Here is a 13,208-nt window from a genome sequence, read left to right on the forward strand (position 1 = left end):
ACGGATGAGGGTAGAAAAGGAGCAAATCATGTTAGAAGAACTTAAACAGAAAGTATACGAAGCCAATATTCTGCTTCCCAAGTATGGACTTGTAACCTTCACATGGGGCAATGTCAGTGAGATTGACAGAGAATCAGGGCTTTTCGTAATTAAGCCAAGCGGCGTAGACTATGAGACCATGACTCCCGACGATATGGTTGTTATGGATCTTGATGGTAATAAGGTTGAGGGAAAGCTTAATCCCTCTTCCGACACACCTACTCACGTAGAGATTTACAAGGCATTTAAAGAAGTGGGCGGCGTTGTTCACACACATTCATCCTATGCCACAAGCTGGGCTCAGGCAGGAAGATCCATTCCCTGCTACGGCACAACCCATGCAGATTATTTTTATGGCGAGATTCCCTGCGTAAGATGTCTTACCAAGGAAGAGATAGAGGATGCCTATGAGGAGAACACAGGTCATCTTATCGTAAATGAGTTTAATGCCATGGGAAAAGACCCTGTTGCTGTTCCTGCAGTTCTTTGCAAGAACCACGGCGTATTCTCATGGGGTAAGGATGCTCATGAAGCCGTTCATAACGCAGTAGTAACAGAAGAGGTTGCCAAGATGGCATACAGATGCGAGGTTATCAATCCCAGAGTAATGCCCGCACCTCAGGAGCTTCAGGATAAGCACTACTACAGAAAACACGGCGCTAATGCGTATTATGGTCAGCGCTGAGAACCGCACAATTTATTAAAAATACCGCAAAAAATACGATAGACGCATATTTCTAAGTGTGCTAAATTTTATGTGAAGATTTTTCGCGCTATTAAAGCAAAGGAAGTGGAGGAATTATGACAAATAAAGAATTGCAGAAAATTGCAAACGAAGTCCGCAAGGGCATTGTTACGGCTGTTCATGCAGCAAAAGCAGGACATCCCGGCGGATCACTTTCAGCAGCAGATATCTATACATATCTGTATTTTGAGGAGATGAACATCGATCCCAAGGATCCTAAGGCTGAGAATCGTGATCGTTTTGTTCTTTCCAAAGGACATACAGCACCCGGCCTTTACTCAGTAATGGCTCAGCGTGGTTATTTCCCTGTTGAGGAGCTTACAACTCTTCGTAAGCTTGGATCAAGACTTCAGGGACATCCCAGCATGCAGTACCTTCCTGGACTTGATATGTCTTCAGGTTCACTTGGACAGGGTATTTCAGTAGCATGCGGTATGGCACTTTCTGCAAAGCTTGATAATAAGGATTTCAGAACTTACACACTCCTTGGTGATGGTGAGATCGAAGAGGGTCAGGTATGGGAGGCAGCTATGTTTGCAGGCTTCCGTAAGCTTGATAACCTTGTAGTCATCGTTGATAACAACGGCCTTCAGATTGACGGACCTATTGATCAGGTTTGCTCACCTTATCCCATCGACAAGAAGTTTGAGGCATTTAACTTCCATGTAATCAATATTGATGCTCATGATTTTGATGCGATCAGAGCAGCCTTCAAGGAAGCAAGAGAGACTAAGGGTCAGCCCACAGCTATCATTGCTCATTCCATAAAGGGTAAGGGTGTATCCTTCATGGAGAACCAGGTTTCATGGCACGGTGTTGCACCTAACGATGAAGAGTACGCACAGGCAATGGAAGATCTTAATAAGATTGGCGAAGCATTAGAAGCATAAAAGTGGAGGTTACAAAATGAGCGAAGTTAAGAAAATTGCTACCAGAGACAGCTATGGTAAAGAGCTTATCGAGCTGGCTAAGGTTAATGATAAGGTTGTAGTTCTCGATGCTGACCTTGCTGCAGCAACAAGAACAGGCTGGTTTAAAAAGGAGTTTCCTGAGAGACATATCGACTGCGGTATTGCAGAGTGCAACATGATGGGTATCGCTGCAGGTCTTGCAACAACAGGTAAGATTCCTTTTGTCAGCACATTTGCTATGTTTGCAACAGGACGTGCTTTCGAGCAGGTTCGTAATTCAATCGGATATCCCCATCTCAACGTTAAAATCGGCGGAACACATGCCGGTATCACAGTAGGTGAGGACGGAGCAAGCCACCAGTGTAATGAGGACCTTGCTCTTATGCGCACAATTCCCGGAATGGTAGTTATGTGCCCTGCAGATGATATCGAGGCAAGAGCTTGCGTACGCGCAGCAGCTGAGCACGAGGGCCCTGTTTACATCCGTTTTGGACGTGCAGCTTGTCCTGTAGTTAATGACAGACCTGATTACAAGTTTGAACTTGGTAAGGGAACAGTTCTCCGTGAGGGAACAGATGTATCCATCATCGCTACAGGTATCGGTGTTGGTTCTGCTCTTGAAGCAGCTGAAAAGCTTGCTGCAGACGGCATCAGCGCAGAGGTTGTAAACATCTGCACAATCAAGCCCATCGACAGAGAGCTTGTTGTAGCAACTGCAAAGAAGACAGGCAAGGTTGTTACAGTTGAAGAGCATTCCGTAATCGGCGGTCTTGGAAGTGCTGTATGTGATGTACTTTCAGAAGAGTGCCCTACAGTTGTTAAGAAGATCGGTATGCAGGATCGCTATGGTGAGTCCGGAAGTGCAGGAGATCTTGTTAAGAAGTATGGTCTCGATGGTGAGGGTGTATACAACTCAGTTAAGGAATTCCTTAAGTAATTTATGCAATAATGATTTGACTCTCAGCCCACATATGTGATATATGTGGGCTGTTCAATTTTTTAAATATTGAATTTTGACAGAAATAATATATTACTTAAGCGAACTAAAGAAATATAAAAAGGAATCAGAGAAATATGAACATTCTTGCACCATCAATTTTATCAGCAGATTTTACTATCCTTGGAGAGCAGATCAAGGAAACAGAGGCAGCAGGCGCAAAGTACCTTCACTTTGATGTAATGGACGGCATATTTGTTCCTTCCATATCCTTTGGACTTCCTGTTTTAAAGTCTATTCGCAAGGCATCAAATCAGGTATATGATGTACACCTTATGATAGAGGAACCCATCAGATACATTGAGGAATTTGCCAAAGCAGGAGCGGATATCATAACTTTTCATCTTGAAGCTGCATCAGACCCAAGAGAAGTAATAGAGAAAATAAAGAGCTGTGGTAAAAAGGCAGGTATTTCCATAAAACCAAAGACACCGGTGGATGCATTAAAGCCTTATCTTGAGCACGTGGATATGGTTCTTGTCATGACAGTTGAACCGGGATTTGGCGGACAGAAATACATGGATGAATGCACAGCCAAAATAACTGAAGTGAGAAAACTTATCACTGACGCAGGACTTTCAACAGATGTTGAGATAGACGGCGGCGTTACAATTGACAATGTTCATATTCCCTTAGAGGCAGGCGCCAACGTAATTGTAGCCGGCTCTGCGGTATTTAACGGTGATATAACTGAGAATACAAAGCTTTTAATGGAAAAGCTCTCAAAGTGATATTTACGGATATATCAGGTTTTAACAAATTGGAGATTACTAACAGGAAGCGGTGGCAGAGATGCTGCCGTTTTTTATGCCATAAGGTGGCTTTTGTTGACAATAGCGGCGCAAAAAGGCATACTAGAAATTGGCTAACTAGCTGTAGGTATGGATTTCTGACTATACAAAGAAGTTTTTGGCTAAAGAAAGGCAGAAGATGTACAAGAAAATTGAAAGAAATGCACCTTGCTGGTGCGGCAGCGGTAAGAAGTATAAGAGCTGCCACGAGGCCTTTGATGATAAGATCATAGGTTACGAGCGAATGGGACATATCGTCCCGAAGAGATCACTTATTAAAACAGAAAAAGATATCCTTGGAATCAAAGAGAGCGCCAAGATTAATATGGCATGTCTTGACGAAGTTGCTGACAAAATCAAGGCAGGAATGTCAACTCAGGATATTGATGACATCGTAGCAGATGTTACAAAGAAAATGGGCGGAATAGCAGCACCTCTTAATTATGAGGGCTTCCCCAAAAGTGTCTGCACATCCATTAATGACATGGTTTGCCACGGCATACCTTCCAAAGACGATATTCTTAAGGATGGCGACATTATTAATGTTGATTGTTCTACTATATTAAATGGCTACTATGCAGATTCTTCCCGAATGTTCTGCATCGGTGATGTGGATCCTGAGTGGAAGAAGCTGGTTGATGTGACCAAGGAAGCTATGGAGATAGGTATTAAAGCTGTAAAGCCCTGGACTCCCTTAGGAGATATGGGTGATGCAGTACACCAGCATGCGCTTAAGCATGGCTATACAGTGGTTCGCGAGATTGGCGGACACGGATGCGGCAATGAATTCCATGAGGAGCCTTTTGTAAGCTTCGTAAGTAAGCCCGGCACTGAGATGCTCATGGTACCCGGCATGGTATTTACGATTGAGCCCATGATCAATATGGGAACTGACAGAATCTTTGTTGATGAAGAGAATGACTGGACAGTTTACACAGAAGACGGTGCACCGTCAGCTCAGTGGGAAGTAGAGCTTCTGGTCACAGAAGACGGCTGCGAGCTTCTTTGCTGGTAACCCTCATCTGTCAGCTTCGCTGACACCTTCTCCCTGGAAGGGAGAAGGCAAAAAACAAAAATATATATCACCTCATTTGATGCCTTCCCCCTTTAGGGGGAAGGTGGCACGAAGTGCCGGATGAGGGAGAAGGAGATATAATGCAGAACAAAGGTAAATATTATATAACAACGGCAATTGCCTATACATCAGGAAAACCTCATATCGGAAACAGCTATGAGATAGTCCTTGCAGATGCAATTGCCAGATACAAGAGAAAAGATGGTTATGATGTTCATTTCCAGACTGGTTCTGATGAGCATGGCCAGAAAATCGAGACAAGAGCTATTGAGGCAGGATTTGATAGCCCTAAGGCATTTGTAGACGATGTGGCAGGCGTTATCAAGGGCCTTTGGGATATGATGGATACTTCCTATGACCGTTTCATCCGTACAACAGACGAGGACCATGTACAGCAGGTTCAGAAGATTTTCAAGAAGTTCTATGATCAGGGCGATATCTACAAGGGTTCCTACAAGGGAATGTACTGTACAGAGTGTGAGGCATTCTATACAGAGTCTCAGCTTGTGGACGGAAAATGTCCTGAGTGCGGATCAGATGTACATCCCGCTGAAGAGGAAGCATATTTCTTCAAAATGAGTAAGTATGCACAGCAGCTTATTGATCACATCAACAGTCATCCTGAATTCATTCAACCTGTTTCTCGTAAGAACGAGATGATGAACAATTTCCTTCTTCCCGGTCTTCAGGATCTTTGCGTATCAAGAACCTCATTTAAGTGGGGAATTCCTGTAACCTTTGATGAGAAGCATGTTGTTTATGTATGGCTTGATGCACTTTCAAACTATATAACAGGTATCGGTTTTGATGTAGATAACAGCAGTGAGTCCTACAAAAAGTGGTGGCCTGCGGACCTTCACCTTATCGGTAAGGATATTATCAGATTCCATACAATCTATTGGCCTATTTTCCTTCTTGCCCTTGGCGAGCCTCTTCCGAAGCAGATTTTCGGACATCCCTGGCTCCTTCAGGGCGGCGAGAAGATGAGTAAGTCCAAGGGTAACGTTATCTATGCTGATGACCTTGTAAGTATCTTTGATGTAGATCCTGTTAAGTATTTCGTGCTTCACGAGATGCCTTATGATAATGATGGTGTTATTTCTTGGGAACTCATGGTTGAAAGATACAACTCTGACCTTGCTAATACCCTCGGTAACCTTGTAAACCGTACAATTGCTATGTCCAACAAGTACTTTGGTGGCGTAGTAGCCGATAAGGGCGTTGAAGGCGGCGTAGATGCAGATCTCAAGGCTGTTTGCACAGGTGCTTATGTAAAGGTTGAGAAAAAGATGGATGAGCTTCGCGTAGCTGATGCTCTTACCGAGATTTTCACAGTATTTAAGCGCTGCAACAAATATATTGATGAGACTGAGCCCTGGAACCTGGCAAAGGACGAGGCACAGTCAGACAGACTTGCAACCGTTCTTTACAACCTTGTAGAAGGTATTACAATCGGCACAAGTCTTCTTGAACCCTTCATGCCCAGAACTGCTGAGAAGATCTTCAACATGCTTAATACAAAGAGCCGTGATTTCGATACACTCTCTGAGTTTGGTAAGTACGAGAGCGGCACGAAGGTGACAGATGCACCTGAGCAGTGCTTTGCAAGAAAGGATCTCAACGAGGTTCTTGCAGAAGCAGCAAAGATCACAGAGAAGCAGAAGGCAGATTATATCGAGTCTCAGAAGAAAGCAAAAGAAAACCTCACAAAGGCTGGAATGCTCAGAGAAGCAAACGCTATCGTGATTGGCGGTGCTGACAGCGCAGCAGAGGAAGGCGCTTCCGAAGGTATCGATATTCCCGCAAAGGATGAGATCACTTTTGATGATTTCATGAAGCTTCAGTTCCAGGTTGGTGAGATCATCGCATGTGAAGCAGTTCCGAAGTCCAAAAAGCTTCTTTGCTCACAGGTTAAGATCGGAAGTCAGGTTAAGCAGATCGTATCAGGAATCCGCAAATACTATACTCCCGAGGAGATGGTTGGTAAGAAGGTAATGGTTCTTGTAAACCTCAAACCCGCTATGCTTGCAGGCGTTAAATCAGAGGGAATGCTTCTTTGTGCAGAGGATGCAGAAGGCAATCTTGCACTTATGACTCCCGAGAAGGCAATGCCTTCGGGTGCTGAGATAGCATAAATAATTATTTTGTGACATAATTTACGAATTTTTAAGAATGCACATTACGAAATTGTGGTAAAATAGTATTTAGAAAAACTGTCAAAAAAGTGGATGGTATTGAAAATTTTGGCATTACTATTAAGGGGGTTATTATGGCACGAAAAGAGGAGCTTACCTACAAATCAAGAGACCGTGAAACCACGATTCATGCAATAAGATGGATTCCTGAGGAGAAGCCGATCGCAATATTGCAGATAATTCATGGTATGCAGGAGTTTATAGACCGCTATGATGAATTTGCAAGATATATGGCAGACAATGGCATTCTCGTAATCGGTAATGATCATCTTGGCCATGGCGGATCTGTTTCAGAGAGAGTTCCTTACGGATATTTTTGTAAGAATGATCCTGCCACAGTGCTTCTTAGAGATGCACACAGACTTAAGAAGATGACTCAGGAAGATTATCCCGGCATCCCGGTAATCCTTATGGGACATAGCTTTGGATCCTTTGTTGCCAGAGAGTATCTTACAAGATACGGCACAGGTATTCAGGGTGCCATCATTCAGGGAACAGGCTATATGTCTATAGGCACAATCAAGGCCGGCAAGGGAATGGCTGCTTTCATCGGCGCTATGCTTGGTGAAAAGCACAGATCAGGATTCCTTAATAACACAGCATTTAAGGGATACCTTAGTCGTATATCCAGTCCCAAGACCAAGTTTGACTGGCTCTCACACAATGAAGAGAGTATCAATAAATACATAAATGATCCCAGAGATAATTTTGTATTCACAGTTAACGGCTTTGAGACACTGTTTGAGCTTCTTTCAAGAGTTCAGGATACTGGTAAAATGGAAGATATTCCCAAGAAGCTTCCTATCCTTCTCACAGCAGGAAAAGAAGATCCCGTTGGTGAGTATGGTTCCGGTGTTGAGCAGCTTTACAAGGTATGGACAGAGCAGATAGGCCTTACCAATGTCGAACTTAAACTCTACGACGGAATGAGACATGAGCTTCAGCAGGAAATCGGCAGAGAGACAGTATTTGCTGATCAGCTTGCATGGATCAAGAAGACCATCGGATAAAATATTTAATGATTTATATGCCTGAGCATGATATTATGTATTGTGCTCAGGCATTTTTAGTAGTTTCTTGATATAGGAGTTATTTATAATGGGAAAATTATTTGACTTAGACAGTCCTTTTATGAGGGCACTTAACAAAATCGCAGATCTTATGCTGCTCAATCTTGTCGTATTATTCTTTTTAGTTGTTCCTTTTACAGGCGGCGCTGCTCTTACAGGAATGCACTATGTGCTTCTTAAAATGGTAAGAGATGAAGAGAGCTACATTATAAAGGGCTTCTGGAAATCCTTTAAGTTGAACTTTAAGCAGGCCACTGTTTTGTGGATCATCGTTTTTGTTGTAGGCGCTATTATCGGTGTGGACTTTGCATGGATATATTACAACGCTGATAAGGTTCCGGCTGCTTATACCTATATAATGTTTGGTGTCAGCATCCTGCTTTATATGGTTTCACTTTACATATTCCCGCTGCAGTCAAGATTCGATAATCCAATCAAGCGCACTCTGAAGAATTCAGTGATGTTTGCCATACTTGGTCTTCCGAGAACAGTTGGAATGACACTTGTTTCACTTATTCCTATTGTGCTGCTTTACTTTTTTGATATGCAGATCCTTCCTATTCTCATCCTTTTTGGAGTAACAGGACCTTCATTTCTTATGGCGCTTATGTACAACGGACTTTTCAAGAGATTTGAGCCCAAGGTAGAAGAGGAAGAGGCCAAAGAGCCTGTGAATGACGAAGATGACGAAGAACTTCAGGCAGCAATCAAGCGCATGCAGGAAGCCAGAGACAGGAAATAAAAGCCAATAATTCAAGCAGGATTTAAGGTGATTTGTCACATTGTACATAAGATTTTAATTTCTTTGTGCAATAATTCCTGACCAATTTATAAAAAAATTATTAAATGGCAATTCTTACAACGAATGGTCAAATCTTTGTATAATTGTTGCATAGCCAAAGCATAGTGCTTTGGCTATACTTTTATTTGTCAGGAGCGGAAAGCTCTTTTTTTGAGAAATAGGAGGGAAACTAAAAATGGCAAGTTTAACACTTGAAAATGTATGCAAAGTTTATCCTAACGGTTTCGAAGCTGTTAAGAATTTCAATCTTGATATCCAGGATAAGGAGTTCATCATCTTCGTAGGACCTTCAGGATGTGGTAAGTCAACAACACTTCGTATGATCGCAGGTCTTGAGGACATCTCTTCCGGTACACTTAAAATTGGTGACCGTGTAGTTAACGATGTAGAGCCTAAGGACAGAGATATCGCAATGGTATTCCAGAACTACGCTCTTTATCCTCACATGACAGTTTATGATAACATGGCATTTGGTCTTAAGCTTCGTAAAGTTCCGAAGCAGGAGATCGATAAGATGGTTAAGGATGCAGCTAAGATCCTCGACCTTACAAACCTTCTTGATCGTAAGCCTAAGGCTCTTTCAGGTGGACAGAGACAGCGTGTTGCTATGGGACGTGCTATCGTTCGTAATCCTAAGGTATTCCTTATGGATGAGCCTCTTTCCAACCTCGATGCTAAGCTCCGTGTTCAGATGAGAACAGAGATCGCTAAGCTTCACCAGAGACTTGGTACCACAATCATCTACGTTACACACGATCAGACCGAGGCTATGACACTTGGTACAAGAATCGTTGTTATGAAGGACGGTGTTGTTCAGCAGGTAGATACACCTCAGAACCTCTATGATAAGCCTTGCAACCTCTTCGTTGCTGGATTCATGGGATCACCTCAGATGAACTTCCTTGATGCAGAAGTAGAAGTATCAGGCGACAAGGCTTGCCTCAAGATCGCTGGCCAGTCAATCGAGCTTCCTCCGGCAAAGGCTAAGAAGGTTATCGATGGTGGTTACGCTGGAAAGACTGTAACATTCGGTATCCGTCCTGAGGATGTTGATGATTCTGAGATGGTTGTTAGCACATCTAAGGCTGTATTCGAGTCAACAATCAACGTATACGAGCTTCTTGGTGCAGAAGTTTATCTGTACTTTGATCTTGCAGGCTTCCCTGTAACAGCTAGAGTTGATTCTCGTACAACAGCAAGACCTGGCGATAAGGTTAAGTTTGCTTTCGATGTTGAGAAGATTCATGTATTCGACAAAGAGACAGAGAAGGTTATTACCAACTAATCGATACGAATGATATGCAAGAATAATAAGCTGTGCTTTACGTAAATTCGTAAGGCACAGCTTTTTTTCTATATACAACGTGCTAAAATTATTTTAGAATTAATTATATGATATAGGTGTCAAAAGTCAAAAATGCGTACATGCTTGCATGTTAAGCATTTTGACTTTATGACCCGAACAAATATGAGGAATTAGCAATTTACGCAGTAAATTAGCGGTTTCCGAATATTTGTAGAATTGCGAGAGTTTCGAAGAAACGGAGCAATTCGTATATCATATGGTGTCAAAATTTACTTTTGACACCTACATCATTATATAAAATTCACGGAGGCAGAGATATCATGATTTCAGCTCAGATTGTACAGACCAGTATTGACGAATTATCAGCAATAACCAGAGTTCAGCTAAGCGTCCTGGACTTAAAGGGTAAAATTGTTGCTGCTACAGCTGAGGCGCCTTCATTTGACAGCGCTTTTATCTCGGATTTTGCAAGTTCTGCCGTTGATTCCCAGGTTATAGGCGGAGTTCATCTCCTTAAGATTTTTGATGAGGGCGAGCTTCTATATATCCTTATCGCGTCAGGTCAGGGCGAAGATGCTTACATGGTAGGAAAAATCTGCGTAAGCCAGCTTCAGAACCTTATAATCGCCTATAAGGAAAAATACGACAGAAACAACTTTTTCCAGAATCTTCTTTTGGACAATCTCCTTCTTATCGATATCTACAACCGTGCAAAGAAGCTCAGAATTGATGTAAATGTGCCAAGAGTAATCATTCTTGTTGAGACAAGGGCAGAGAGAGACAGCGGCGCAGCAGAGCTTTTGTCCAGCATGTTCACATCTCAGGCAGGAGATTATGTAACAGCAGTTGATGAAAACAGCGTTATCCTTGTAAAATCTGTAAAAGCAGGTGAGAGCTACGAGGATATTGATGATATAGCTAATACTATTGTAGACATGATGAACACCGAGGCTATGCTTGATGTTCGCGTATCCTACGGCACAATAGTTGGGGAGATCAAGGACCTCAGTAAATCCTATAAAGAAGCTAAGATGGCTCTTGATGTAGGAAAAATCTTCTACGCTGAGAGACATGTGACAGCATATAATACCCTTGGAATAGGCAGACTTATTTATCAGCTTCCTATCAACCTCTGCAGGATTTTCATCGATGAGATATTCGGTGACAGAGTGGTCCCTGAGAATCTTGACGAAGAGACACTTAACACCGTTAACAAGTTTTTTGAGAACAACCTTAACGTATCAGAGACTTCAAGACAGCTCTTTGTACACAGAAATACTCTTGTTTACAGAATTGAGAAGCTGCAGAAGGCAACAGGCCTTGATGTAAGAACCTTTGATGAAGCTCTTACCTTTAAGATCGCAATGATGGTTCTAAACTACATGAGATATGTAGATAAAAGTGATTTCTAAGATTAGCATATGACTTTATAAAAAATTCGCCAGATAGCAACCTTTAGCTATCTGGCGTTTTAAATTCCTTCAAAATCAAAGGCTGGTATAAAGCTTTCTGAATCCGTGCCGATTCCCTGGAAAAATCCATTTTCTATTCCAAGATCTATGCAGTAATCAATAAGCTTATCATAATCTTCCTCATTTACGCCGGAAAGAAGCTCCGGGAATTCAGACAGATCGCCGTGGGGCGTAAACTGATTCATGATGCTTAGATATACCCTGTCCGAGAACGTGCATAAAAGCTCTCTTACCACATTCATGGAATCTTCCAGTTGCCCCGGAAGCATCAGATGTCGCACAATGACTCCTGATTTCATAAGAGGACCACAGTAATCATCTTCGCTGTTTTCCATAAGATCATTATAGGCAAAAGCTCCCAAACCTTCGTTAAATAATGGTTCTCCAACCTGCCTGAGCATCTCGGATATTGCAGCCATGGAGACCTTAAAATACGAAGGAGCATGACTGTATCTTATAGCCAGTTCGTCGGAGTAATATTTGCAATCTGGCAGATAGATATCGATAAGGCCCTCGAGAGCCTTTATTGTCTCTACATTTTCATAGGCGCTTGTGTTATAGACAATAGGAATGGACAGCCCTTGCGATTTTGCTTTTTCCAGCGCGGGTATTATAAGAGGCACAAAATGCGTGGGTGTCACGAGATTTATATTGGAAGCCTTTTTATCCTGAAGCTCTAAGAAAATCTCAGCTAAGCGGTCTGTGGAAATCTCCTTTGAAACGCCGCCTGATGCAATCTCGCTGTTTTGACAAAAGACACATCGCATGTTGCAACCTGAGAAAAATACTGTACCTGACCCGTTCGTGCCTGAAATGCAGGGCTCTTCCCACATATGAAGGTAGGCTCTTGCTGCAGTAAGGACGCCGCCCTGACCGCAGTAGCCCTTTATGCCGGCAGCTCTGTTCACGCCGCATTTTCTTGGACATAGTATGCAGTTTTCAAGTGAGAGAATATCTGACATTAAGAGATGTACCTCAGAAATTTGTGAAAATGATCAGAGATCGGAGCTTTCAGATTCTTCTAAAGCCATAGCAGCCTTTTTGGCTTCTTTTTCAGCTTTGTTTCTTTTCCTGAGCTCAGTGAAAAATTCCTTAAGGATAGCACTGCAATCTTCCTCGAGGACGCCCTTTGTGATCTCAACCTGGTGGTTAAACTCCGGGTTATCAAGAATATTAATGACAGTTCCGCCTGAGCCTGCCTTGGGACTCAATGCGCCCATAACAACTCTGGGGATTCGGGACTGAACAATTGCGCCTGCGCACATCTGACAGGGTTCTAATGTAACATATAGGGTACAGTCCTCAAGTCTCCAGTCCCCCATTTTCTTGCAAGCCTTTTTTATGGCTGTTATCTCAGCGTGACAAAGTACGGATTTATCGGTGTTTCGCCTGTTGTAGCCGCGGCCAATGATCTTGCCTTCATAGACGATGACGCAGCCGATTGGCACTTCACCAAGTTCTATAGCCTTTCTTGCCTGGGCAAGGGCAGCTTTCATGTACTTTTTATCAAGCTTTTCTCTGAGAAGTTCATCAGAGAGGTTCTTATCAGCCATAAAGAATTGCTCCTGTAACATACCCGGATTCAACATAAATAATTGACAATCGGGTAAGGTTTGCGTATTATTTAAAAATGACGGTCTTGTAATGGGTGCATGCATCCGTGCGGATTTGGGTCTTATGCAATGAGAACCCACGAACCGTGTCAGGTCGGGAACGAAGCAGCACTAAGAGGAATTTCTCATGTGTTGTAAGGTAGCCTGGGTTCGCCGCATGCATCCTTTACAGGATCGTTTTTCTTAAAGGAC

12 protein-coding genes and 1 other RNA gene are annotated in these 13,208 nt (G+C 42.7%); 11 read left to right on the forward strand and 2 right to left on the reverse strand.

Features of this window, described 5'->3' with window-relative positions; genetic code table 11:
- The first annotated feature begins 28 nt into the window (after positions 1 to 28).
- From G603_RS0104620 to G603_RS0104665, 10 genes are all read left to right on the forward strand, one after another.
- Complete coding sequence (locus G603_RS0104620) at positions 29 to 724, forward strand: L-ribulose-5-phosphate 4-epimerase (protein ID WP_026669457.1); 696 nt, start codon at positions 29 to 31, stop codon at positions 722 to 724.
- A gap of 116 nt (positions 725 to 840) precedes the next feature.
- The gene (locus G603_RS0104625) at positions 841 to 1,674 is read left to right on the forward strand and encodes a transketolase (RefSeq protein WP_026496242.1); all 834 of its coding nucleotides are present in this window, start codon (positions 841 to 843) and stop codon (positions 1,672 to 1,674) included.
- A gap of 16 nt (positions 1,675 to 1,690) precedes the next feature.
- Positions 1,691 to 2,632 carry a transketolase family protein gene (locus G603_RS0104630; protein ID WP_026496241.1) on the forward strand — a complete coding sequence of 314 codons (942 nt, stop codon included), beginning with the start codon at positions 1,691 to 1,693 and terminating at the stop codon, positions 2,630 to 2,632.
- A gap of 137 nt (positions 2,633 to 2,769) precedes the next feature.
- Positions 2,770 to 3,423, forward strand: a complete 654-nt coding sequence (gene rpe, locus G603_RS0104635; protein ID WP_026669458.1) for a ribulose-phosphate 3-epimerase — start codon at positions 2,770 to 2,772, stop codon at positions 3,421 to 3,423.
- A gap of 199 nt (positions 3,424 to 3,622) precedes the next feature.
- Entirely contained in the window at positions 3,623 to 4,498 is an 876-nt protein-coding gene (locus tag G603_RS0104640) for a methionyl aminopeptidase (RefSeq protein WP_026669459.1), read from the forward strand.
- 140 nt (positions 4,499 to 4,638) lie between these two features.
- Complete coding sequence (metG, locus tag G603_RS0104645; protein WP_026669460.1) at positions 4,639 to 6,693, forward strand: methionine--tRNA ligase; 2,055 nt, start codon at positions 4,639 to 4,641, stop codon at positions 6,691 to 6,693.
- Positions 6,694 to 6,827: 134 nt separating this feature from the next.
- Positions 6,828 to 7,763, forward strand: a complete 936-nt coding sequence (locus G603_RS0104650; RefSeq protein ID WP_026669461.1) for an alpha/beta fold hydrolase — start codon at positions 6,828 to 6,830, stop codon at positions 7,761 to 7,763.
- An 88-nt stretch (positions 7,764 to 7,851) separates the two neighbouring features.
- Entirely contained in the window at positions 7,852 to 8,565 is a 714-nt protein-coding gene (locus G603_RS19230) for a YesL family protein (RefSeq protein WP_051207466.1), read from the forward strand.
- 235 nt (positions 8,566 to 8,800) lie between these two features.
- The gene (locus tag G603_RS0104660) at positions 8,801 to 9,910 is read left to right on the forward strand and encodes an ABC transporter ATP-binding protein (protein ID WP_026496236.1); all 1,110 of its coding nucleotides are present in this window, start codon (positions 8,801 to 8,803) and stop codon (positions 9,908 to 9,910) included.
- A gap of 341 nt (positions 9,911 to 10,251) precedes the next feature.
- Complete coding sequence (locus G603_RS0104665; RefSeq protein WP_026669462.1) at positions 10,252 to 11,343, forward strand: PucR family transcriptional regulator; 1,092 nt, start codon at positions 10,252 to 10,254, stop codon at positions 11,341 to 11,343.
- A 59-nt stretch (positions 11,344 to 11,402) separates the two neighbouring features.
- Here G603_RS0104665 and G603_RS0104670 read toward each other — a convergent pair whose 3' ends face one another.
- Together G603_RS0104670 and tadA are read right to left on the reverse strand one after the other, a co-directional pair.
- The gene (locus G603_RS0104670) at positions 11,403 to 12,365 is read right to left on the reverse strand and encodes a radical SAM protein (RefSeq protein ID WP_155832613.1); all 963 of its coding nucleotides are present in this window, start codon (positions 12,363 to 12,365) and stop codon (positions 11,403 to 11,405) included.
- 33 nt (positions 12,366 to 12,398) lie between these two features.
- Positions 12,399 to 12,956 (reverse strand): tRNA adenosine(34) deaminase TadA, encoded by a 558-nt coding sequence (gene tadA, locus G603_RS0104675; protein ID WP_051207468.1) that lies wholly within the window; start codon positions 12,954 to 12,956, stop codon positions 12,399 to 12,401.
- A 113-nt stretch (positions 12,957 to 13,069) separates the two neighbouring features.
- Between tadA and ffs the strand changes: the two genes are divergently transcribed.
- An RNA gene (gene ffs, locus G603_RS21890) (signal recognition particle sRNA small type) lies at positions 13,070 to 13,169 on the forward strand.
- Positions 13,170 to 13,208: the final 39 nt, after the last annotated feature.

It is taken from the genome of Butyrivibrio sp. AE3006 (genome assembly GCF_000424165.1).
In the GTDB taxonomy this organism is placed as follows: domain Bacteria; phylum Bacillota; class Clostridia; order Lachnospirales; family Lachnospiraceae; genus Butyrivibrio.

What these genes read in the sequence shown, in the direction of transcription:
- tadA (WP_051207468.1), bottom strand. Translation starts at nt 12,956, where the DNA reads ATGGCTGATAAGAACCTCTCTGATGAACTTCTCAGAGAAAAGCTTGAT.
- G603_RS0104630 (WP_026496241.1), top strand. Translation starts at nt 1,691, where the DNA reads ATGAGCGAAGTTAAGAAAATTGCTACCAGAGACAGCTATGGTAAAGAG.
- metG (WP_026669460.1), top strand. Translation starts at nt 4,639, where the DNA reads ATGCAGAACAAAGGTAAATATTATATAACAACGGCAATTGCCTATACA.
- G603_RS0104640 (WP_026669459.1), top strand. Translation starts at nt 3,623, where the DNA reads ATGTACAAGAAAATTGAAAGAAATGCACCTTGCTGGTGCGGCAGCGGT.
- G603_RS0104620 (WP_026669457.1), top strand. Translation starts at nt 29, where the DNA reads ATGTTAGAAGAACTTAAACAGAAAGTATACGAAGCCAATATTCTGCTT.
- G603_RS0104665 (WP_026669462.1), top strand. Translation starts at nt 10,252, where the DNA reads ATGATTTCAGCTCAGATTGTACAGACCAGTATTGACGAATTATCAGCA.
- G603_RS0104670 (WP_155832613.1), bottom strand. Translation starts at nt 12,365, where the DNA reads ATGTCAGATATTCTCTCACTTGAAAACTGCATACTATGTCCAAGAAAA.
- G603_RS19230 (WP_051207466.1), top strand. Translation starts at nt 7,852, where the DNA reads ATGGGAAAATTATTTGACTTAGACAGTCCTTTTATGAGGGCACTTAAC.
- G603_RS0104660 (WP_026496236.1), top strand. Translation starts at nt 8,801, where the DNA reads ATGGCAAGTTTAACACTTGAAAATGTATGCAAAGTTTATCCTAACGGT.
- G603_RS0104625 (WP_026496242.1), top strand. Translation starts at nt 841, where the DNA reads ATGACAAATAAAGAATTGCAGAAAATTGCAAACGAAGTCCGCAAGGGC.
- G603_RS0104650 (WP_026669461.1), top strand. Translation starts at nt 6,828, where the DNA reads ATGGCACGAAAAGAGGAGCTTACCTACAAATCAAGAGACCGTGAAACC.
- rpe (WP_026669458.1), top strand. Translation starts at nt 2,770, where the DNA reads ATGAACATTCTTGCACCATCAATTTTATCAGCAGATTTTACTATCCTT.